Raw genomic sequence first — 17,221 nt, forward strand, 5'->3', positions numbered from 1 at the left:
TCAATTAATGAACAGGCATAAACTGATGCATGGCGTTAGGGATTTCTCTTTCGCCCCGCTACAACCATCCGCCTGCTCTATCGAAATGATATTTTATCAAGGTTTCTTTTCTGGTGCTGGCGCTGGTACTGCTGCCGGCGTTGTACCTGGCGCCCATGCCGGCTGGCCCGGTGCGGGTGGGGTACGCGGCTGGCTGGGCAATTCAGATGCCCTTACCAATTCCGGGTGCTGTACCCCCCTGTGGCAGCTATAACAGTTTACACTGCTTTCCACAATTACGCCGGTGCTATCTTTTTGCGCATGGAAATACTTTTTGTTGATATCCTGCGTCATTTTATACATATCGCGGGCCATTTCTTTTTCGGGTTTGGCATCGCTGGCCCAGTCCATTTTTTTAGTATCCTCATTACGCACATGGCAAAAGCTGCAGCGTGCACCTAAGGCATGTTCCCACTCCTCCATCACCTTGTGCATTTCTTCTTTAGAAATATCTTTAGGTAAAACTTTCAGGTTTTTGAATTTTTCATCATCCGCAGGCTTGCCCACAGGTGCCATTGCCATAAATAATACGGCAGATAAAAGCCCGGTTGTTACGAATAGTTTTTTATTAATTGTCATTATAATGTAAGCCAGATATAAAGTTCTAATCTATACACATTATTTTGTAACCGCAACACGCCACAAAAATATTACTCAGGCGGTTAAAAAGGGGGCTATCATTTCCATACTCAGGTCCCACAGCATGTTGCGGCCATTTTCATCGGTTGCCGATGTAGAGGCCACATGGCGGTTTTTAAAGTATCCCCCGCTTTTTGAATCTATCCGGCTGGCGGTTGCCAGGTAAATGGTTGTGCGCGCACCGGTTTCTGCCGAGATCATAAACGGGCGCAACAGCCACATCAATACTTTACCCATGCCAGTAAGCCCGGTGCCAAAGCCGGTATTCACCAGCCCCGGGTGCAAGGCAAATGCGCTGATACCCTTGGGCCCAAACCTGGTAGCTACGGCCCTGGTAAAGTATATATTAAAAAGTTTTGCCATACCGTAAGCTTTCCAGGCAGAGTATGGGCGTTTTGTCCACTGCAGGTCATTAAAATCCGGCTTGCCTATGCGGTGTGCTTCCGAGCTTACATTAATAATGCGCGCCTGCCCCTTTTGCAGCAAGGGCAGCAGCTTATTAAACAATAAAAAATGGCTTAAATGATTCACCGCGAAGGTCATTTCGTAGCCGTCTTTGCTTTCCAGCCGATCGGCAAAAATGCCGCCGGCGTTGTTTATCAGCACATTAATGGCCGTAACGCTATGCATTAAAGTATTGGCAGCGTTACATACGCTTTCCATATCGGCCAGGTTGCAGGGTACTATGTATATATTTTTGTTTTTGGTAATGCTTATGATCTCCTGCCTTATTTCTTCTGCCTTTTGCGTATCGCGCACAAGCATATAAATGGCATGATCTTTTTTGGCAAGCGCCAATGCGGTCTCTTTACCTATGCCGGATGTTGCACCGGTTATAACAGTAGTTGTGATCGGCATAAATTCAAATAATTGGGTTTTCAGGGAAACTGGTATCCAAATTTACTATAATCTGTTAAAGCAACAAATCTTTCTATTTAAAGGTAATGATGTTTAAAAAGATATGTTTAACCCAGGCAACGGTTAATATGCATTCAAAAATATTTTTGTTAAATTCTATTAAAATATTTGCATATTTACGAAAGTGTCGTATATTTACGAAATAATCGTAGATTGAAATGGAGAAATTATCACAACAGGAAGAAGAAGCCATGCAGGCGGTTTGGCAGGCAGGTGCAGGTTTTATTAAGGATTTTCTGGATCTTATAAACGACCCTAAACCGCCCTATACCACCCTGGCATCGACCATAAAAAACCTGGAACGCAAAGGTTTTGTAAGCGGCGAAAAAATGGGGAATTCCTATCGCTACACCCCTGCTATTTTAGAGGAAGAATATAAAAAACGTTTTATGAGCGGCTTTGTAAGCGACTACTTTAAAAACTCGTACAAAGAACTGGTTACCTTTTTTGCCAACGAAAAAAAGATCAGCGCCAGCGAACTAAAAGAGATACTTAACCTTATCGAAAAACCTAAACCTTAATAATATGCCTGCCTTATTTGTTTTTTTGCTTAAAGTGAATATTGCACTGCTGCTATTTTGCGCGGGCTATTACCTGGTGTTACGCCACCTTACTTTTTACACCTTAAACAGGGCATACCTGGTGGCTGCCATTATATTTGCCACCCTTTACCCTAAAATAGACCTGAGCGATTTTGCCCAACGGCACGAAACCCTTGCCAAGCCCGTGCAAAATGTAATTTTAAACTGGCAAGCCCCGGCAGTAAGCCTGATAAAGCCCCTTGCACAACCCAATTACTGGCAATGGGCAACGGCGATATTCTGGTTTGGCGCCGCTTTGCTGGGGGTGCGTTTGCTGATGCAGCTGTTCTCGTTATTTATGCTGTACAGGCGGTCGTGGCCGGCGCGGATCCATGAGCATGATGTGAGGATCATCGAGGGTGAGGTTGCCCCATTCTCTTTTTGGCGTAATATATATGTAAACCCGGCCAACCACACCCCTGCCGATCTTAAAGCTATTTTACTGCACGAGCAGGTACACGTAAACGGCTGGCATACCATTGATATTTTACTGGCCGAACTAAGCAGCATATTCTACTGGTTTAACCCCGGTATCTGGCTGATGAAAAAGGCCGTGCGCGAGAATATAGAATTTATAACCGACCGTAAAATATTAACCAAAGGCTTTGACAGTAAAACCTATCAGTACAGCCTGGTTAACGTAAGCTTTAATACCAGCACCCCCGGCATTGTAAATCACTTTAATATATCAACCATAAAAAAACGCATTATTATGATGAACGCTAAAAGATCTTCGAAGTTTACACTAACGCGTTATGCGTTTGTTGTACCGGCAGTTATTGCCCTGTTATTGGTTTTCACCTTATCAAAGGCAGATATTGCCAAACCTATTACCCATAAAATTGCCATTGCCATAAAGCCGGTTACCCTTGCTCTAAAAATTGCGGCCCAAAATGCGGTAACATTTTCGGATACGGTACCATCTGAAAAAGTAAAACCGGCCACCAAACCTGTTTATACCGATACTTTTAAACAAAAATCTGTGCAGCCCTTTACCATTAAACTTGATACACTTAAAAAACAGGCTTTCTCCTTCAGTTTCGACAAAAACCACAGCCTGGATTCGATGGATATAATATTAAACAGTAAAAAGATAACAAAGAACGAATTAAACGCCCTCGACCCAAGTACAATTGCGTCTGTCAATATCATGTCGGTAGATGATGTTAAAAATAAGCTTAATCTGAATTATGGTTCTTCATCTCCTAACAGTGATAAAGTAGTTTTTATAACTACAAAAGGCTCCGGAGTGGGGCAAGCCCTGGCAAATCAGCTTGGTACTAACAACCAGTTAACCAACATCAGGATAAATGGTGTAAATAAAGCCACTAAAAACCTGACTGAAAAGGAACTGGCCATTATCAATGCCTTGCCTGGTACAAAAGGATCTGTAAATAACGTTGTTATTACAGGTTACAGCAGCGCATCTACTACCCCGGCAAACCAAATAAGGGAGGTTGTGCTGGATTCGGGTACAGTGATCGTAAATGGTGTTAAAAGTTCGGTTGTTAGCCGTATGGGGGCACAAATAAGAAATAACGCAGGTAATGGTAATGTTATAGCATTATCTTCTACCAACAGCAACAATGCAGTGGCTGTAAAAGGCTACCGCACCAACGCCAGCTTTGTATATGACATTAACACCACCAACGTTAACCGTATATCTGATAAGCTGATCATGATTGACGGCAAAGTTGCCAGCGAGAAAGAAATGAAAAAGTTATCGGCCTTTGATATTGACCGGATGAGTGTAAGCAACAGCGCAGATACGGTAAAAAAATATGGCGATAAGGCTAAATACGGTGTGGTTTACATCTACACTAAAAAAGGGAAATAATAATCAGATCAGTTAATAGTTTAAGGTTGACCGGGGCAAGCCTGGTCAACCTTTTTTTTAACTTGCTTCTGCCAGTTTTTCTTTGTCCAGTATTTCTAAAAGGGCCTTTTCTGCCAAATTCAACTCGGCAGATCTAACGTCTTTATCTTCGTCCAGTTTATCAATATATTTAAAAATGGTACCCTCTTCGTAGCTTTTGATCACCGTTGGATGCACATAATATTTTTTACAAACTGTGCGGGTGTTGCCTAAATTAACAGCCACTTCATCCAGCACACTTACAATCTTCTTTTTACATTCAGATACGGTACTAAACTGCCCGGCTTCTTTAAAGGCATACAAGGCGCTTACGCTGCCCGCCCACGTACGGAAATCTTTAGCGGTAAAATCTTCGCCGGTTATTTTTTTAAGATAGGTGTTGATATCGCCCGAACCGATGGTGCAGCGTTCGTTATCGTCATTATAAAACTGGAATAACTCCTTCCCCGGGATGTCGCGGCATTGCTTAACCAGTTTGGCCAGCTTTTTACTTTGCAGGGCTACTTTGTGCATTACGCCTTTTTTGCCCTTAAATTCAAAATTCATTTTGCTGCCTTCTATCTTCACATGTTTATCCATCAGGGTGGTTAAGCCGAACGAGCCGTAAAGCTTTTTATACGATTCATTACCCACACGGATGCTGGTGAGCTCCATTAACCTTACCACCAGGGCAACAACCTTTTCATGATCGAGCTTGCGGCGCGCAAGGTCCTCATCAACCTGTTTACGTATGGCAGGCAGGTGGGCTGCAAAAGTTTGCAGGCGATAGTATTTAGACTGATTGCGGATCTTGTTCCAGTAAGTATGGTAGCGGTATTGCTTGCGCCCGGCTGCATCTGTGCCGGTGAATTGCAGGTGGCCGTTATCATGCGGCGAGATCCAAACGTTGGTGTATGCAGGCGGTATAACCAGTTTATTGAAACGATCTATCAGTTGCTTATCCTTCACCACGTTGCCATCAGCATCCAAATAAGACCAGCCTTTACCACTTTTTTTACGGGTATAACCGGGCATCGCATCTGATACATACCTCAACCCAACAGCCTTTGCTGTTATTTTGGGATCGCGGCCAATTTTTTCGAGTTTTTTTACCAGGCGGTTCATGTGTAAGGTACAACATGCAACATAGGGATAAGTTTTAGCTACCGCTGCGTGAATTATAGCGCTGATGTTTTATTTCAAAAGAGCATTCTTTTCTTGGGCAAAAACCTTAAATACCTGCTTATCTAAAAACGCAGGTAAAAATTTACTTAACAATACGGTTAGCTTGCCCTGCAATGTCATTACCAGGGTACGGCTGCGGTTTTCGATGCCGTTGGCAATGATGCGGGCTACTTCTTCTGCCGGCATCATTTTATCTTCTGCCAGGGTGCTTTCGCCTTGCTGCCTGCCGTTTTTATCAAGTGCCGTATTACGGATGTTGGATGCCGTAAACCCCGGGCAGGCTACCATAATATGTATGCCGGTGCGCAGGTTCTCTACCCTTAAAGCATCTAAAAAGCCATTCATGGCGTACTTGGATGCCGAGTACCCGGCACGGCCGGGCAGGCCCTTATAACCGGCTATTGAGGATACGCCAACAATACTGCCGCGGGTTTTGATCACCTCTGGCAGGGCGTATCTGGTACAGTAAACGGTACCCCAAAAATTAACATCCATCAGGCTTTGCATTACCTGCAGGTTTACATCCTTAAACAAGGCGCGCATACTAATACCGGCGTTATTGATCAGTATATCAATTTTACCAAAGGTGAGTATAGCCTGTTTAACCAATGCGGCGCAATCTTCTTCTAAAGTAACATCACACTGCACGGCAATAGCTTTTATAGGATGTTGGGCATTAAGCTGTTGGGCTATTTCGCATAAAGTTACATATTGGCGGGCGGCCAGTACCAAATTAGCGCCGCGCCGGGCAAGTTCTGCAGCCAGGGCTTTACCAATGCCCGATGATGCACCGGTGATGATGATAACCTTATCTTTCAATTTCATATTTCGGGGCGAAGATCTGCGGGATGCCCGGTATTTTTATCTCCGGCATGTGCAGCAAATACTTCGCAGCGAAGATAATCATCGCGCCATAAAATTGCCTGATGTAGCCCCAGCTTAATTTAGATTTAAGCTGGCTGTTAAAATTAAGAATATAGGTTTTGGGGAAATAGTAATTTTTATAGCCTGCCAAACGGATGCGTAACGACAGATCAATATCATGGCCAAATATGGCTAAACGCTCATCCAGCAAGCCAATTTGGCTGAGTACCGATCTGCGAATGAGCATAAAGGCACCGTTTATTACGTCAACCTCCGTAGTGGCAAATTCCTCCTCCTCTACCCAGTTATCATCACTTTTATACAACCGCGATTTTGGGAAATATTTAGCCAGGCCGCTCAATTTTAATACAGCGCCCCAGGCCCTTGTAAAACCGGTTCTGGATTGTGGCAGGAAGCGCCCGCGCGGGTCAAGCATACGTACGCCAACACCGCCTGCATCAGCATGTGCATCCATAAATTGCAATACATGCTCTACTGTTTTTTTGCCGCTAATTGTATCCGCATTGACCAGTAAAACATACTCACCGCTTGCTTGCTGGATGCCCTGGTTGCGGGCTTTAGCCATACCGGCCATTTGTGTATTTTGGATAAGCGAGGCTTCCGGGAAATCATGCTGTACCATAGCTGCTGATCTGTCCGTTGATGCATCATCTATCACAATTACCTCATAATCAATATCCCTGCATGCCCTATCTAATGTAAATAAAGACTGCCTTAACAGTGCGCACATATTATGATTAACTACAACAACAGACAGTTTCATAAGCATCAGGATAAAGAATTTTCGTATGGCACACGGGTTACGATAGACCGTCCTAACGTAATCTCGTCAACATACTCCAATTCACCTCCAAAAGCTATGCCACGGGCAATAGTTGAGATATTTATTGTAAACTGCTTTAGCTTTTTGTTTAAATAAAAAATGGTGGTATCCCCTTCCATTGTAGCGCTAAGGGCAAAAATAACTTCTTTAACAGCATTATCCTTCAGTCTTTCTACCAGCGAATCTACCTGCAGGTCGGCCGGGCCTATACCATCCATAGGCGATATTAAACCGCCTAACACATGGTAAACGCCGTTGTATTGATTGGTGTTTTCGATAGCCATTACATCGCGGGTATCTTCTACCACACATATCAGGCTATGATCGCGCTTGTGCGATGCACAGATCTCGCAAATCTGCCGGTCGGATATGTTATGGCAGGTTTGGCAAAACTGAATTTCGTTACGTAATTTGCTGATGGCCGTACTAAATTGCTGTACCTCCTGCTTATCGCGGTTTAGCAGGTGCAGCACCAGGCGCAAAGCAGTTTTTTGGCCCACGCCGGGTAGTTTGGCAAATTCGGCAACGGCATTCTCCAGCAATTTCGACGAAAAATTCATGACACGAAAATACGGAAATATAGATAAGCTTCATCTACAATAACAATGGCGGTTATTCGCTTCTTAAACTTTTAACCGGGTTGGCAATAGCCGCTTTTACAGTTTGAAGGCTTAAAGTAAACAACGCAGCGGTTAACATACCTGCACCACTAAGTACAAATATCCACCAGCTGATGGTAGTGTGGTCGGCAAAGTTTTCCATCCATTTATGCATGGCGTAGTAAGCCATTGGGGTAACCAACACAAAGGCCAATACAATAAGCCAGATCAGTTCGGCAGATAAGAGGGTTACAATTTGTGATACCGATGCACCTAATACTTTGCGTACGCCAATCTCCTTAGTGCGCAAGGTTGTGGTATATATGGCCAGCCCCAGTAAACCCAGGCAGCTGATAAAAATGGATAAACCGGTAGCCCAGTTTAATAGCTTGGCCGTATTTTGTTCAGCATCATAATATTTTTTAATATTCTCATCAAAAAAACCATATTCAAAATCATCTTCGGTATAAATTTCTTTCCAGATTTTTTCTAAATTTGTTATGGCCATTTTCCACTCGGCCCCACCGGCACTTTGCGGTTTTAGCGCAATATGAAATGTACGGTTGTTCCACTTGTTATTTACAGGTTGTAAGATGGCCAGCGGTTTAATGGCCGAGCGTAATGACTTTTGAAAGAAATCCGCCGCAACGCCAATAATCTCCATCTTTTTACCATTATATATAACTTGCTTATCAATGGCATCTATAGGGGTACCAAAGCCTAAAACCCTGGCGTAAGTATTATTGATAATTAAAGCTTTAGCTGTATCTGCCCGGATTAGATTACGGCCTGCCAATAGTTTTAAATCATACACTTTAGCATAATTTTCGTCACCAAATTTAAGTTCTACCTCGGTGGCGATTTCTTTTTTGCCATCCTTGAACTCAAAAGTGCTTGAATTGGTACCGCCGGACGATGGGGGTGCGCCGCCTATGCTTACCAATTGTACCTGTGGCATCAGAAACACCTTATTCAAAAACACTTGCTGCTTGCCGGTACCGATACTTTTATACGGGGTAGATATATTTAAAATAGCTTCTTTTTTGAAGCCCAGATTTTTATGCAGTGCATAATAGATCTGTTTACTTACCAATAGCGTGGCCATTATAAAAAACTGTGCTATCACAAACTGGGTTACAGTTAACGATTTGCGCAACCATGCGTTGCGCGTTTTACTGCTGTTACTGCCCAATTGGCCTTTTAACACCGTAACCGGCTTATAATTGGATAATACAAGTGCCGGGTAAAAACCTGACATGCCGCTTACCAACAAGGTAATTAATATTAAAAATACAATAATGTGGGGCTGAGATAAAATATTGAAAGAAACACCTTCTGGAATAAAATCTGCAAATAGTTTAAGAATAACCGGGGCCAACGCAACTGATATCAGCATTGCTAAAAGGGATATTAAAAAAGTCTCGCTCATAAACTGGGCTATCAACTGGCCGCGTTTGCCACCCATAGTTTTGCGGATACCTATCTCTTTGGCCCGTTGTGATGCCTGTGCAGTGGTTAAGTTTATAAAATTAATACAGCCAAGCAGTAACAAAAAGCCAGCTATTAATAACAAACTATATAGCGTACTGCGGTTTGCAGTACGCGTGCTGTCAAAAGAACCGTATCTTTGATCGAAATGCAATTCTGCTAATTTCTGCAAGCCAAACAATTTGGTACTGCCTTTATCTTCCGGTTTTGGCGGGTCATATTTTTTAAGCAGCCGGTTCAATGATTTAGTGACCGTGGTCGCCGACGTGTTCTCATTCAATTTAATAAAAAGCTGAGACGAAGAGCTGGTACTGCCCCAATTTGTCATTTGGAAATAATCCTTCATCTGCTTGCTGGCGAGGCCTGTACTGTAAGAAATGAAATCATGAAATATGAAGTCAGTATTTTGCTTTAATGATTCTACAATTCCCGAAACCGTTGTTTTTACCGAGTCTTCATAAATAATCTCTTTGCCTATCATCTCGCTGTAAGATAGTTTAGGAAAATATTTTTTGGCACTTTCGGAGGTAAGCACTACCTGGTATGGTGTGCTTAGTGCAGTGCGGGGAGAGCCTTTTAACCAATTGTATTTAAAAATGTCAAAATACCTTCCATCTGCAAGTATAATACCTGTTTCTTTTTTTAATTTAACTTCTTTATTATCTGTAACAGGAATAAGCACCCTGGTTTCGTACATAGTATAGAACGGCGCCGACTTATCTATACCAGGCACTTCAGATTGTATCACCAGTGTAAGCGGATCACAAACGCCGCTATTGTAACTTGGTTCGCCCGCAAAAGTGTAGTTAGATACTACCCGGTAAATCTGCTTACTATCGCCATTAAACTTATTAAATGTAAAATCAAAATGGACAATAAGATAGATAACCAATGCGGCACTGATTCCTATAGACAGACCGATTATATTAATCAGGGTGAACAATTTGTGTTTCCTGAACCCGCGAAACGCAATTTTAAAGTAATTCTTTATCATACTTTTAAAACAATAAATGCTTATGATACCTTAATTGTCTAAAAAACTACCAAAATTATAAGTAATTGATAGTTAATTATTTAATAAGATACTGGTATCTGAAAAGTGTTCGCATATGTAACAGCCATTGTACGGTTATGATACAGTTAAGCATGATGATCAGCTAAGATTGTTAAGTTTAAACCGGCTGCAAAAAACAAGAGGTTAGTTACTTAAAACTAACCTCTTGTTTTTTGCCGGTTTTAGTATGATTACTATAACTGCTATTTAAATGATACATTTACGGTACCGTCGCCGCGTACCTCTACCATTGGGCCGCCCCCGTTTAGTTTACCGTTTACCCGCTCTTTTTCTTTATGGCCTTCAAATTTGCCGTTAATGTTAAAATTAACGTTATTGCCGCGCAGATCGACATCTACACCCTGGTTAGCCGGCAATTCCAGGTCTACATGGCCGGAGTTGGCATCTATCTTCACAAATTTATCTACCCGCAGCATTTGCACATGCATTCCGCCCGCGCTGGTAGAGGCATCTACACTGCCGGATATAGCCGATAGGTTCACGCTGCCGCCACTGGTGCCTGCGGTAAGTTCGCCATCAATATTGTTGCCGCGTACGCTGCCGCCGCTGGTTTGGGCGTTCACCTTGCCTTTAAGGTTGGTTAAGCTTAAGGATCCGCCGCTGGTTTCCAGCTTGATGTTGCCATCGCAGTTCAGGGCGGTGATGCTGCCACCGCTGGTCTGCAGGTCAATTAACGGTTTGGTGTTTGATACGCTGATACTGCCGCCGCTGGTTTCGCCTTTTACGGGGCCTGTTAACTTATCTACACTGATACTGCCGCCGCTGGTTTCAAATGTTTGTTCGCCTGTAAGGTTATCCAGGTGCAGGCTTCCGCCGCTGGTGTTTAAGCTGGTAGCGGTTTGTTTATTTACATAGATCTTAAAACCGATGCTTAATGATCGCCTCCAGTTCATGTTGTTTCTGCGGCTTTTGGCGGTAGCATGCAGTTCGCCGTCGTGGATATCGATATCCAGTATGTAATCTTCCTCCAGTCGTTTTTTGATCTCGTCTTTAGTAAGGCCCTGGTTATTGTTCCCCGTTACATAAACATCAATGTGCGGTTGCTGCACACCTGCGCCGCTTACGGATATACTGCCGCCGCTGGTGCTCACAAATACCTGTTTGATGCCATCATTACTTAATGAACGGCTATAATATGGGGTTTTGCTATCCTGTGCGGATGCAAAGTAAACCGGGGATGCCAGTAAGAGTAACAGGAAATACTTTTTCATAAATTATTTTGTGTTTATAACAAGATTGCTTTTTTAGCAAATAGGTTGCATGTATTTTAAAAAAATCATTCATTATTGCTGTGTGGTATGGGGCAACAGCTTATTCGCTCCTTAAACTTTTTACAGGGTCAGTTAACGCTGCTTTTACAGATTGAAAGCTAACCGTAGCCAATGCAATTAAAGCTGCACCGCCCCCTGCCAATAAAAACACCCACCAGTTTATGCTTATTTTGTAAGCAAAATCCTGCAGCCATTTATCCATGGCAAACCAGGCAACGGGGCTGGCAATCAGCACAGCAATGGCTACCAATTTCATCAGATCTGTTGATAGCAGGCTTACAATGCTGGTTATACTTGCCCCCAATACCTTGCGGATGCCTATCTCTTTAATGCGCTGCTCGGCAGTAAAGGTTACCAGGCCAAAAAGGCCCAGGCAGGCAATGCTGATAGCCAGTATGGTAAATATCAGCAGAATAGTACCCTGCTTTTTTTCGGTTTGATACTGAGCGGCAAAATTTTGATCCAGAAAATGAAACTCCGCTTTATCTTCTATATCAAACGTGCTGTAAACCTTGCTGATATAATCCAACGATGCCTGTATGTTACCCTTACGGATACGGATGTACAAATTGTCTTTGTCCTTCGCTTCGGCGGGCAACTGCATTACCATGGGTGCAATTTTATGCTGCAGCGAATAAGTGTTAAAATCTTTTACCACACCAACAATGGTTTGCGCTATCACTTTTCCCTGTTCATTTACACCGGTGCGCACGGTTTTGCCAACAGCATCTTTCCAGCCCAGTTCTTTCACCAGGGTTTGGTTCACTAAAATAGCATTTGTAACATCGCTGGTAACCTGTTTAGAGAAGTTACGGCCGGCCGCCATTTTTATTTGAAGCGTTGGCACAAAATCTTCATCTATCTGCAGGTTTTGCACAATTTTAGATTCGGATGTTGGCTTACCATCCGGGCCGAGATTGAAATCGCCGCCGCCAATGTTGTTATTACCAATTGGGTTACCGGCCACACCAACACTTTCGATAGCCGGGTTTAACAAAAGTTGTTGTTTAAGCGCATCCACTTTGCCCCTAACCTGGCGGTTGTTGATGTGGAAGGTAAGCGTTTGCGCTTTATTAAAACCCAGGTCGCGCTTTTGAAAATAGTTAAGCTGCTGGTAAATAATAACCGACCCGGCTATCATCACGATAGTGATCACAAACTGAAACACTACCAACGATTTACGGAACAGGATAGTGGAGAACTGGTTGCCCAACTGCCCCTTCATGGCCGGTATGGTTTTAAAGCCTGACAAGAATAAGGCCGGATAAATGCCGCTTAAGCCACCGGCAATTAAACTAAACGCTGCAAAGGCTGCTATAGTTTTAAAAGTACCAAACTGCATCAGCACCAGGCTTTTGCCCGATAGCTGGTTAAAATAAGGCAACACCAACTGAATGATAACGGCCGCGCTGATGGTAGCAATAAAGGTTAACAGGATGCATTCCGCAAAAAACATAGCCATGAGCTGTGCCCGGCCCGACCCGATAACTTTACGCACACCAATCTCTTTGATACGGATAGATGAACGCGCAGTAGTTAAGTTAACGTAATTAATAATGGCGATAACCAATATCAGCAATGCCGTAATGCTGAATATATACACATACGTGATGTTACCGTTTGAGCCGATCTCGTAACTTAAGTTTGAGCGCAGGTGGATATCCGTTAATGGCTGCAGCTGCATGGTAAACTTCATGGGGCCGAGATCGTTTTTGATGTGCTTATTAAAAAATGATTCGCCGGCTGCCTCGATGATTTTATGATCGCCCGGATTTTTCAATAAAAGATAAGTGTATAAACTGGAATTGCCCCAGTTGCCGCCATAGCCAGCCGTATAATCTGCCGGGAAACTGCGCAGGGCTTTAAAGGTAAAGTGTGAATTTACCGGTACATCGGTAATAACGCCTGTTACAGTTGTAGGTTGGCCCTCAATCTGTATTGTTTTGTTGATGGCGTTAGCTGCATCACCAAATATATTTTCGGCAAAGGTTTTGGTTAGTACGATGCTTTGCGGCTTTGCCAGGGCATAATTTGCATCGCCGTGTAAAAACTGATAGCTAAAAATATTAAAAATACTATTATCAGTAAGCATAATGCTACCCTCGCTAATGGTTTTATCCTGATAGGTTATTTTACCACCACCCTCTGCATCTATCCTCACGGCATCGGTAACCTGCGGAAACTCGGCCTTTAACGTTGGCGCATAAGGCGGTGACGTAACAGCAATATCAAATTTACCGCCATTCCACCTGCCGTGTTGTGCTACCCGGAAAATACGATCAGCTTTGGTATTATAGCGGTCGTAACTCCACTCATCGGTTACATAAAGGGTTATCAGCCAAAAAGCAGCGATGCCCATAGCCAAACCAAATATATTGATGAAAGAGAAGGCCTTGTGTTTCTGCAGGTTTCTCCATGCTATTTTAAAATAGTTTCTGATCATGGCGCTATTGTTTAACCAGATAAACTTAAATAAAATGCCACAGATTTAATTATTTAATAATCAAACAGTTAAAATAAAATCTACTACAACAAACGTACGCAAGCGTAACAGTTGGGTGTTCGGTTATGATACAGTATTTTACATCATGACCGGACAATTATCAAACCTTTACCGGATGATAATTTAAAGCGTATGTTGCTGAGTGTGTTTATAAATCATAAATATAACATGGTAAATTTGCTATTGTGCTTAACCATCGGTACATTTAGGAAACTAAACCTAAATTATATGACAAATGAAGCAATTAATGCTGCGACCAATGATGCAGCAGAAAAAACCTCCTGGGCGAAACCCGATGAAGCCACGCTTATTACTACCAATGCTTTAGGCGGCCGCAATTATGTACATACGTATTATCAAAAGGATTGGAACACCTGCGGACAGGCATCCATTGGTGCAATTTTAGATTTTTATAATAAAAACCCATACAACCTTCCCCGGCTTTCCCCTCCTGATCCGGGAGATGATAAAAAACATTTTGATGATAACCAGCTTATCGCTGCAATTAAAAAGGATTTCCCGCCGGATGTTATCGGCACCTCCCCAATGCGCATCAGGGATGCGCTGCAGCATTATAAATTTAAGGCTTTTTGCGGCTTTTCGGGTTTGGCATCAGCCGGTTGGGAAAAATGCTGGCAACAAGTGCAAACATGGGTAAATGCGGGTCATCCTGCCATTTGCTGTGTTGATACAGGCAAACTTGGCGGCGATAATTTTGGGGCGCATTGGTTAATTGTGTACAGAATTGAAACAGATAAGGTTTGGGTGGCCAATTACCCCAAAATGACCAAAATTGCCATACCGCTGTTTTTAGAAGCCTGGCATACCTGGTTCTTGAATACACCGTTTAACCATGCTTATATTGTAAGCCAGCCATAGCCTGATGCATACATAATTTAATAGATTACAGGCTCTGTACAATACCTGTAATCTATTAATTGCTTTATAGTATCCTTAATGCTATTCGCTTCTTAAACTATTCACCGGGTTTGCCAATGCAGCTTTTATGGCATGGTAGCTTATAGTAACCACCGCCGTAATAAGGGCCATTGCCCCGGCCAGCACAAACACCCACCATGGCACGGCAATACGGTAAGCAAAATTTTGCAGCCAGTTATGCATGGCATACCAGGCAATGGGCGATGCTACGATAACCGATAGTACAATAAGTTTTAAAAAATCTGTTGATAATAAGGTGGTAATAGTAGTCATACTGGCACCTAACACTTTGCGAATGCCAATTTCTTTGGTGCGCTGCTCTATGGTAAATGCAGCCAGGCCAAATAAGCCCAATGTAGCCAGCAAAATGGTTATGTAAGTAAATGTGCTAAATATAGATGCAAGTCTGTCTTCGGCTTTGTATTGTTTATCAAAAGCCTCATCCATAAACGAGTAGCTGAACGGGGTATCCTGATCATACTTTTTGTAAATGGCCTGTATAGCGTTAATAACCGATGGCATATTGGTATGCGGTTTTACACGGGCAAATAAATTACAACCTTCCTGTCCCCATACCTGTGTGGTATCTGGTTTTATAAATAGCCCCAACGACCCTATAGTTGTTTCCATCGAACTGAAATTGAAGTTTTTAACCACACCTGCTACTTCAAGTTTTCCGTTACCGGTGTTTATGAAACTACCAACCGGGTTGGCCGGCAAGTGCAATTCTTTAATAGCCGTTTCGTTTATTACAATGGAATTAGCATTAGCCAGTTGTTTGCCGGCTACAGGGGCATACTTCCACTTCAAACCAAGCGTGGGGATAAATTTATCATCTACCGACAGTGCTGCCAGGCCAACACTTTCTTCTTTAGTTTTGCCTTCCATAAAGTACATATCATGCCCGCCATACATAGCATAGTGTGAGGTAGCCACATTACTGATGCCCGCCAATGCCTGCACATCTTTATTAAATGCCGGGTAGTTTTTGCCAATGCTGTTGCTAACGGGTATCATCACCACGTTCTCACGGTCTAAGCCGGTATCCGCATGACGCAGATAGTACAGCTGCCTGTCTATCACCACACCGCAAATAATTAAACCAACGGCAATACTAAACTGCAATGTGGTAAACACCTTGCGTACGGCTGTGCCGCCAGATTGTTTACTGGTTTTGCCCTTAAGTGTAATAACAGGTTTAAATGATGATAACACAACCGACGGATATATACCAGAGATTAATGCTGTTAATAATAACAAGCCAAATAACAACAGCAATACCGTAGGGCTGTATAAAAATGAATTATCTATTTTAAGCTGTAAAATATTTAGGAACCAGGGTTTAAATGCATAACAAAGCGCGTAGCCCAAACTAAAAGAGATCAGCGTGAACAAACCCGATTCTACATAAAACTGGGCCGCTATGGTTTTACGGCTTGCGCCGGATACTTTACGTACCCCAACCTCTTTAGCCCGTAATGTGGCACGAGCCGTTGTTAAGCTCATGTAATTAACCAATGCCAGTAGTAATATCAATACCGCTACTAACGGGAATATTTTAAGATATTTAAGATTAGAAAAATCGCCAAAATTGTTGCTTAGATGTAAGCTGGTTAGGGATGATAGATTGTAGAATGTTTTAAAATCATCTTTTTCTTTATCGGCCATGCGTTGCAGCCCATTGCGGATCCCTAATGTATCCGACTGGCTTTTAAGAAGCAGGAATAGGTTGAAAGAACCGGAAGCAATGCGTTGCTCGCCTGTATAATTAGCTGCCTCTTTCATGGCAAGCAAACTATTGGCCGATGCTACAAAGTTATAATCTACAGATGAGTTTGATGGTGTATTTTCGGCAACACCGGTTACCTGGTAAGTGTAAACGCTATCTGTTTTAAGTTTGATGGTTTTGCCTATAGGGTCGGTGTCACCAAAATACTTTTTAGCCATATCTTGTGATAGCACAACCGAGAAGGGTTTATTCAAAACATCGTTAGCGCTACCTTCTTTTAGTTTAAAGGTGAAGAAATTGAAAAAGGCAGGATCGGCAAATATTAATTTATCTTCTTTAAACTTAGTTTCGGGGGTTAGCGGGTTACTTACAACAACCGGTTTAAAATAATCTAAAGTACGCATGTAGCCTTCTACACCGGGCTGGCTTTGTTTTACCAAAGGGCCGGATGCATAGCTCATGTAGTTCATGTTCATGGTATTACCGCCAATCTTAACGCTTGCCTGTAGTTTGTAAATACGTTTGGCATTGGTGTGAAACCTGTCGTAGGTCATTTCGTGCGTAACATATAACATGATCATCATACACACGGCTAATCCTACGGCAAGGCCGGCAATATTTATTAAACTGTAAAGCTTTTGCTTTTGCAGGTTACGAAGGGCGATTTTTAGATAATTCTTAAACATGATGTT

Annotated in this window: 13 protein-coding genes; 3 read left to right on the forward strand and 10 right to left on the reverse strand. The window is 42.7% G+C overall.

Annotated features, from left to right (window positions below; all coding sequences use genetic code 11):
• Positions 1-96: 96 nt before the first annotated feature.
• Together E2R65_RS17685 and E2R65_RS17690 are read right to left on the reverse strand one after the other, a co-directional pair.
• A complete protein-coding gene (locus E2R65_RS17685; RefSeq protein ID WP_134337823.1) occupies positions 97-618 on the reverse strand; it encodes a c-type cytochrome in 522 nt (173 codons plus the stop codon).
• 75 nt (positions 619-693) lie between these two features.
• Positions 694-1,536 (reverse strand): SDR family NAD(P)-dependent oxidoreductase, encoded by an 843-nt coding sequence (locus E2R65_RS17690; RefSeq protein ID WP_134337824.1) that lies wholly within the window; start codon positions 1,534-1,536, stop codon positions 694-696.
• A gap of 218 nt (positions 1,537-1,754) precedes the next feature.
• Here E2R65_RS17690 and E2R65_RS17695 point away from each other — a divergent pair, with 218 nt between their 5' ends.
• Positions 1,755-2,117: a BlaI/MecI/CopY family transcriptional regulator gene (locus E2R65_RS17695; protein ID WP_134337825.1), complete on the forward strand. Its 363-nt coding sequence runs from the start codon at positions 1,755-1,757 to the stop codon at positions 2,115-2,117.
• Positions 2,118-2,121: 4 nt separating this feature from the next.
• Positions 2,122-4,014 (forward strand): M56 family metallopeptidase, encoded by a 1,893-nt coding sequence (locus tag E2R65_RS17700; protein WP_134337826.1) that lies wholly within the window; start codon positions 2,122-2,124, stop codon positions 4,012-4,014.
• 57 nt (positions 4,015-4,071) lie between these two features.
• Here E2R65_RS17700 and E2R65_RS17705 read toward each other — a convergent pair whose 3' ends face one another.
• From E2R65_RS17705 to E2R65_RS17735, 7 genes are all read right to left on the reverse strand, one after another.
• Positions 4,072-5,157, reverse strand: coding sequence for a DNA topoisomerase IB (locus E2R65_RS17705; protein ID WP_134337827.1), 1,086 nt, complete (start codon positions 5,155-5,157; stop codon positions 4,072-4,074).
• 69 nt (positions 5,158-5,226) lie between these two features.
• On the reverse strand, positions 5,227-6,042 hold the full coding sequence (locus E2R65_RS17710) for an SDR family oxidoreductase (protein WP_134337828.1): 816 nt from the start codon (positions 6,040-6,042) through the stop codon (positions 5,227-5,229).
• Entirely contained in the window at positions 6,026-6,871 is an 846-nt protein-coding gene (locus tag E2R65_RS17715) for a glycosyltransferase family 2 protein (protein WP_134337829.1), read from the reverse strand. The genes E2R65_RS17710 and E2R65_RS17715 overlap by 17 nt, the downstream gene beginning before the upstream one ends.
• A complete protein-coding gene (gene recR, locus E2R65_RS17720; protein ID WP_134337830.1) occupies positions 6,871-7,485 on the reverse strand; it encodes a recombination mediator RecR in 615 nt (204 codons plus the stop codon). The genes E2R65_RS17715 and recR overlap by 1 nt, the downstream gene beginning before the upstream one ends.
• A gap of 52 nt (positions 7,486-7,537) precedes the next feature.
• Positions 7,538-10,006: an ABC transporter permease gene (locus E2R65_RS17725; RefSeq protein WP_134337831.1), complete on the reverse strand. Its 2,469-nt coding sequence runs from the start codon at positions 10,004-10,006 to the stop codon at positions 7,538-7,540.
• Positions 10,007-10,269: 263 nt separating this feature from the next.
• Positions 10,270-11,298 (reverse strand): DUF4097 family beta strand repeat-containing protein, encoded by a 1,029-nt coding sequence (locus E2R65_RS17730; RefSeq protein WP_134337832.1) that lies wholly within the window; start codon positions 11,296-11,298, stop codon positions 10,270-10,272.
• A gap of 100 nt (positions 11,299-11,398) precedes the next feature.
• Complete coding sequence (locus tag E2R65_RS17735) at positions 11,399-13,801, reverse strand: ABC transporter permease (RefSeq protein WP_134337833.1); 2,403 nt, start codon at positions 13,799-13,801, stop codon at positions 11,399-11,401.
• A 288-nt stretch (positions 13,802-14,089) separates the two neighbouring features.
• Here E2R65_RS17735 and E2R65_RS17740 point away from each other — a divergent pair, with 288 nt between their 5' ends.
• Complete coding sequence (locus E2R65_RS17740; RefSeq protein ID WP_134337834.1) at positions 14,090-14,740, forward strand: hypothetical protein; 651 nt, start codon at positions 14,090-14,092, stop codon at positions 14,738-14,740.
• An 81-nt stretch (positions 14,741-14,821) separates the two neighbouring features.
• Here the strand turns inward: E2R65_RS17740 and E2R65_RS17745 are convergent, their stop codons facing one another.
• A complete protein-coding gene (locus E2R65_RS17745) occupies positions 14,822-17,215 on the reverse strand; it encodes an ABC transporter permease (protein WP_134337835.1) in 2,394 nt (797 codons plus the stop codon).
• Positions 17,216-17,221: the final 6 nt, after the last annotated feature.

The organism is Mucilaginibacter phyllosphaerae (assembly GCF_004378255.1).
Classification (GTDB): domain Bacteria; phylum Bacteroidota; class Bacteroidia; order Sphingobacteriales; family Sphingobacteriaceae; genus Mucilaginibacter; species Mucilaginibacter phyllosphaerae.

What these genes read in the sequence shown, in the direction of transcription:
- E2R65_RS17685 (WP_134337823.1), bottom strand. Translation starts at nt 618, where the DNA reads ATGACAATTAATAAAAAACTATTCGTAACAACCGGGCTTTTATCTGCC.
- E2R65_RS17690 (WP_134337824.1), bottom strand. Translation starts at nt 1,536, where the DNA reads ATGCCGATCACAACTACTGTTATAACCGGTGCAACATCCGGCATAGGT.
- E2R65_RS17695 (WP_134337825.1), top strand. Translation starts at nt 1,755, where the DNA reads ATGGAGAAATTATCACAACAGGAAGAAGAAGCCATGCAGGCGGTTTGG.
- E2R65_RS17700 (WP_134337826.1), top strand. Translation starts at nt 2,122, where the DNA reads ATGCCTGCCTTATTTGTTTTTTTGCTTAAAGTGAATATTGCACTGCTG.
- E2R65_RS17705 (WP_134337827.1), bottom strand. Translation starts at nt 5,157, where the DNA reads ATGAACCGCCTGGTAAAAAAACTCGAAAAAATTGGCCGCGATCCCAAA.
- E2R65_RS17710 (WP_134337828.1), bottom strand. Translation starts at nt 6,042, where the DNA reads ATGAAATTGAAAGATAAGGTTATCATCATCACCGGTGCATCATCGGGC.
- E2R65_RS17715 (WP_134337829.1), bottom strand. Translation starts at nt 6,871, where the DNA reads ATGCTTATGAAACTGTCTGTTGTTGTAGTTAATCATAATATGTGCGCA.
- recR (WP_134337830.1), bottom strand. Translation starts at nt 7,485, where the DNA reads ATGAATTTTTCGTCGAAATTGCTGGAGAATGCCGTTGCCGAATTTGCC.
- E2R65_RS17725 (WP_134337831.1), bottom strand. Translation starts at nt 10,006, where the DNA reads ATGATAAAGAATTACTTTAAAATTGCGTTTCGCGGGTTCAGGAAACAC.
- E2R65_RS17730 (WP_134337832.1), bottom strand. Translation starts at nt 11,298, where the DNA reads ATGAAAAAGTATTTCCTGTTACTCTTACTGGCATCCCCGGTTTACTTT.
- E2R65_RS17735 (WP_134337833.1), bottom strand. Translation starts at nt 13,801, where the DNA reads ATGATCAGAAACTATTTTAAAATAGCATGGAGAAACCTGCAGAAACAC.
- E2R65_RS17740 (WP_134337834.1), top strand. Translation starts at nt 14,090, where the DNA reads ATGACAAATGAAGCAATTAATGCTGCGACCAATGATGCAGCAGAAAAA.
- E2R65_RS17745 (WP_134337835.1), bottom strand. Translation starts at nt 17,215, where the DNA reads ATGTTTAAGAATTATCTAAAAATCGCCCTTCGTAACCTGCAAAAGCAA.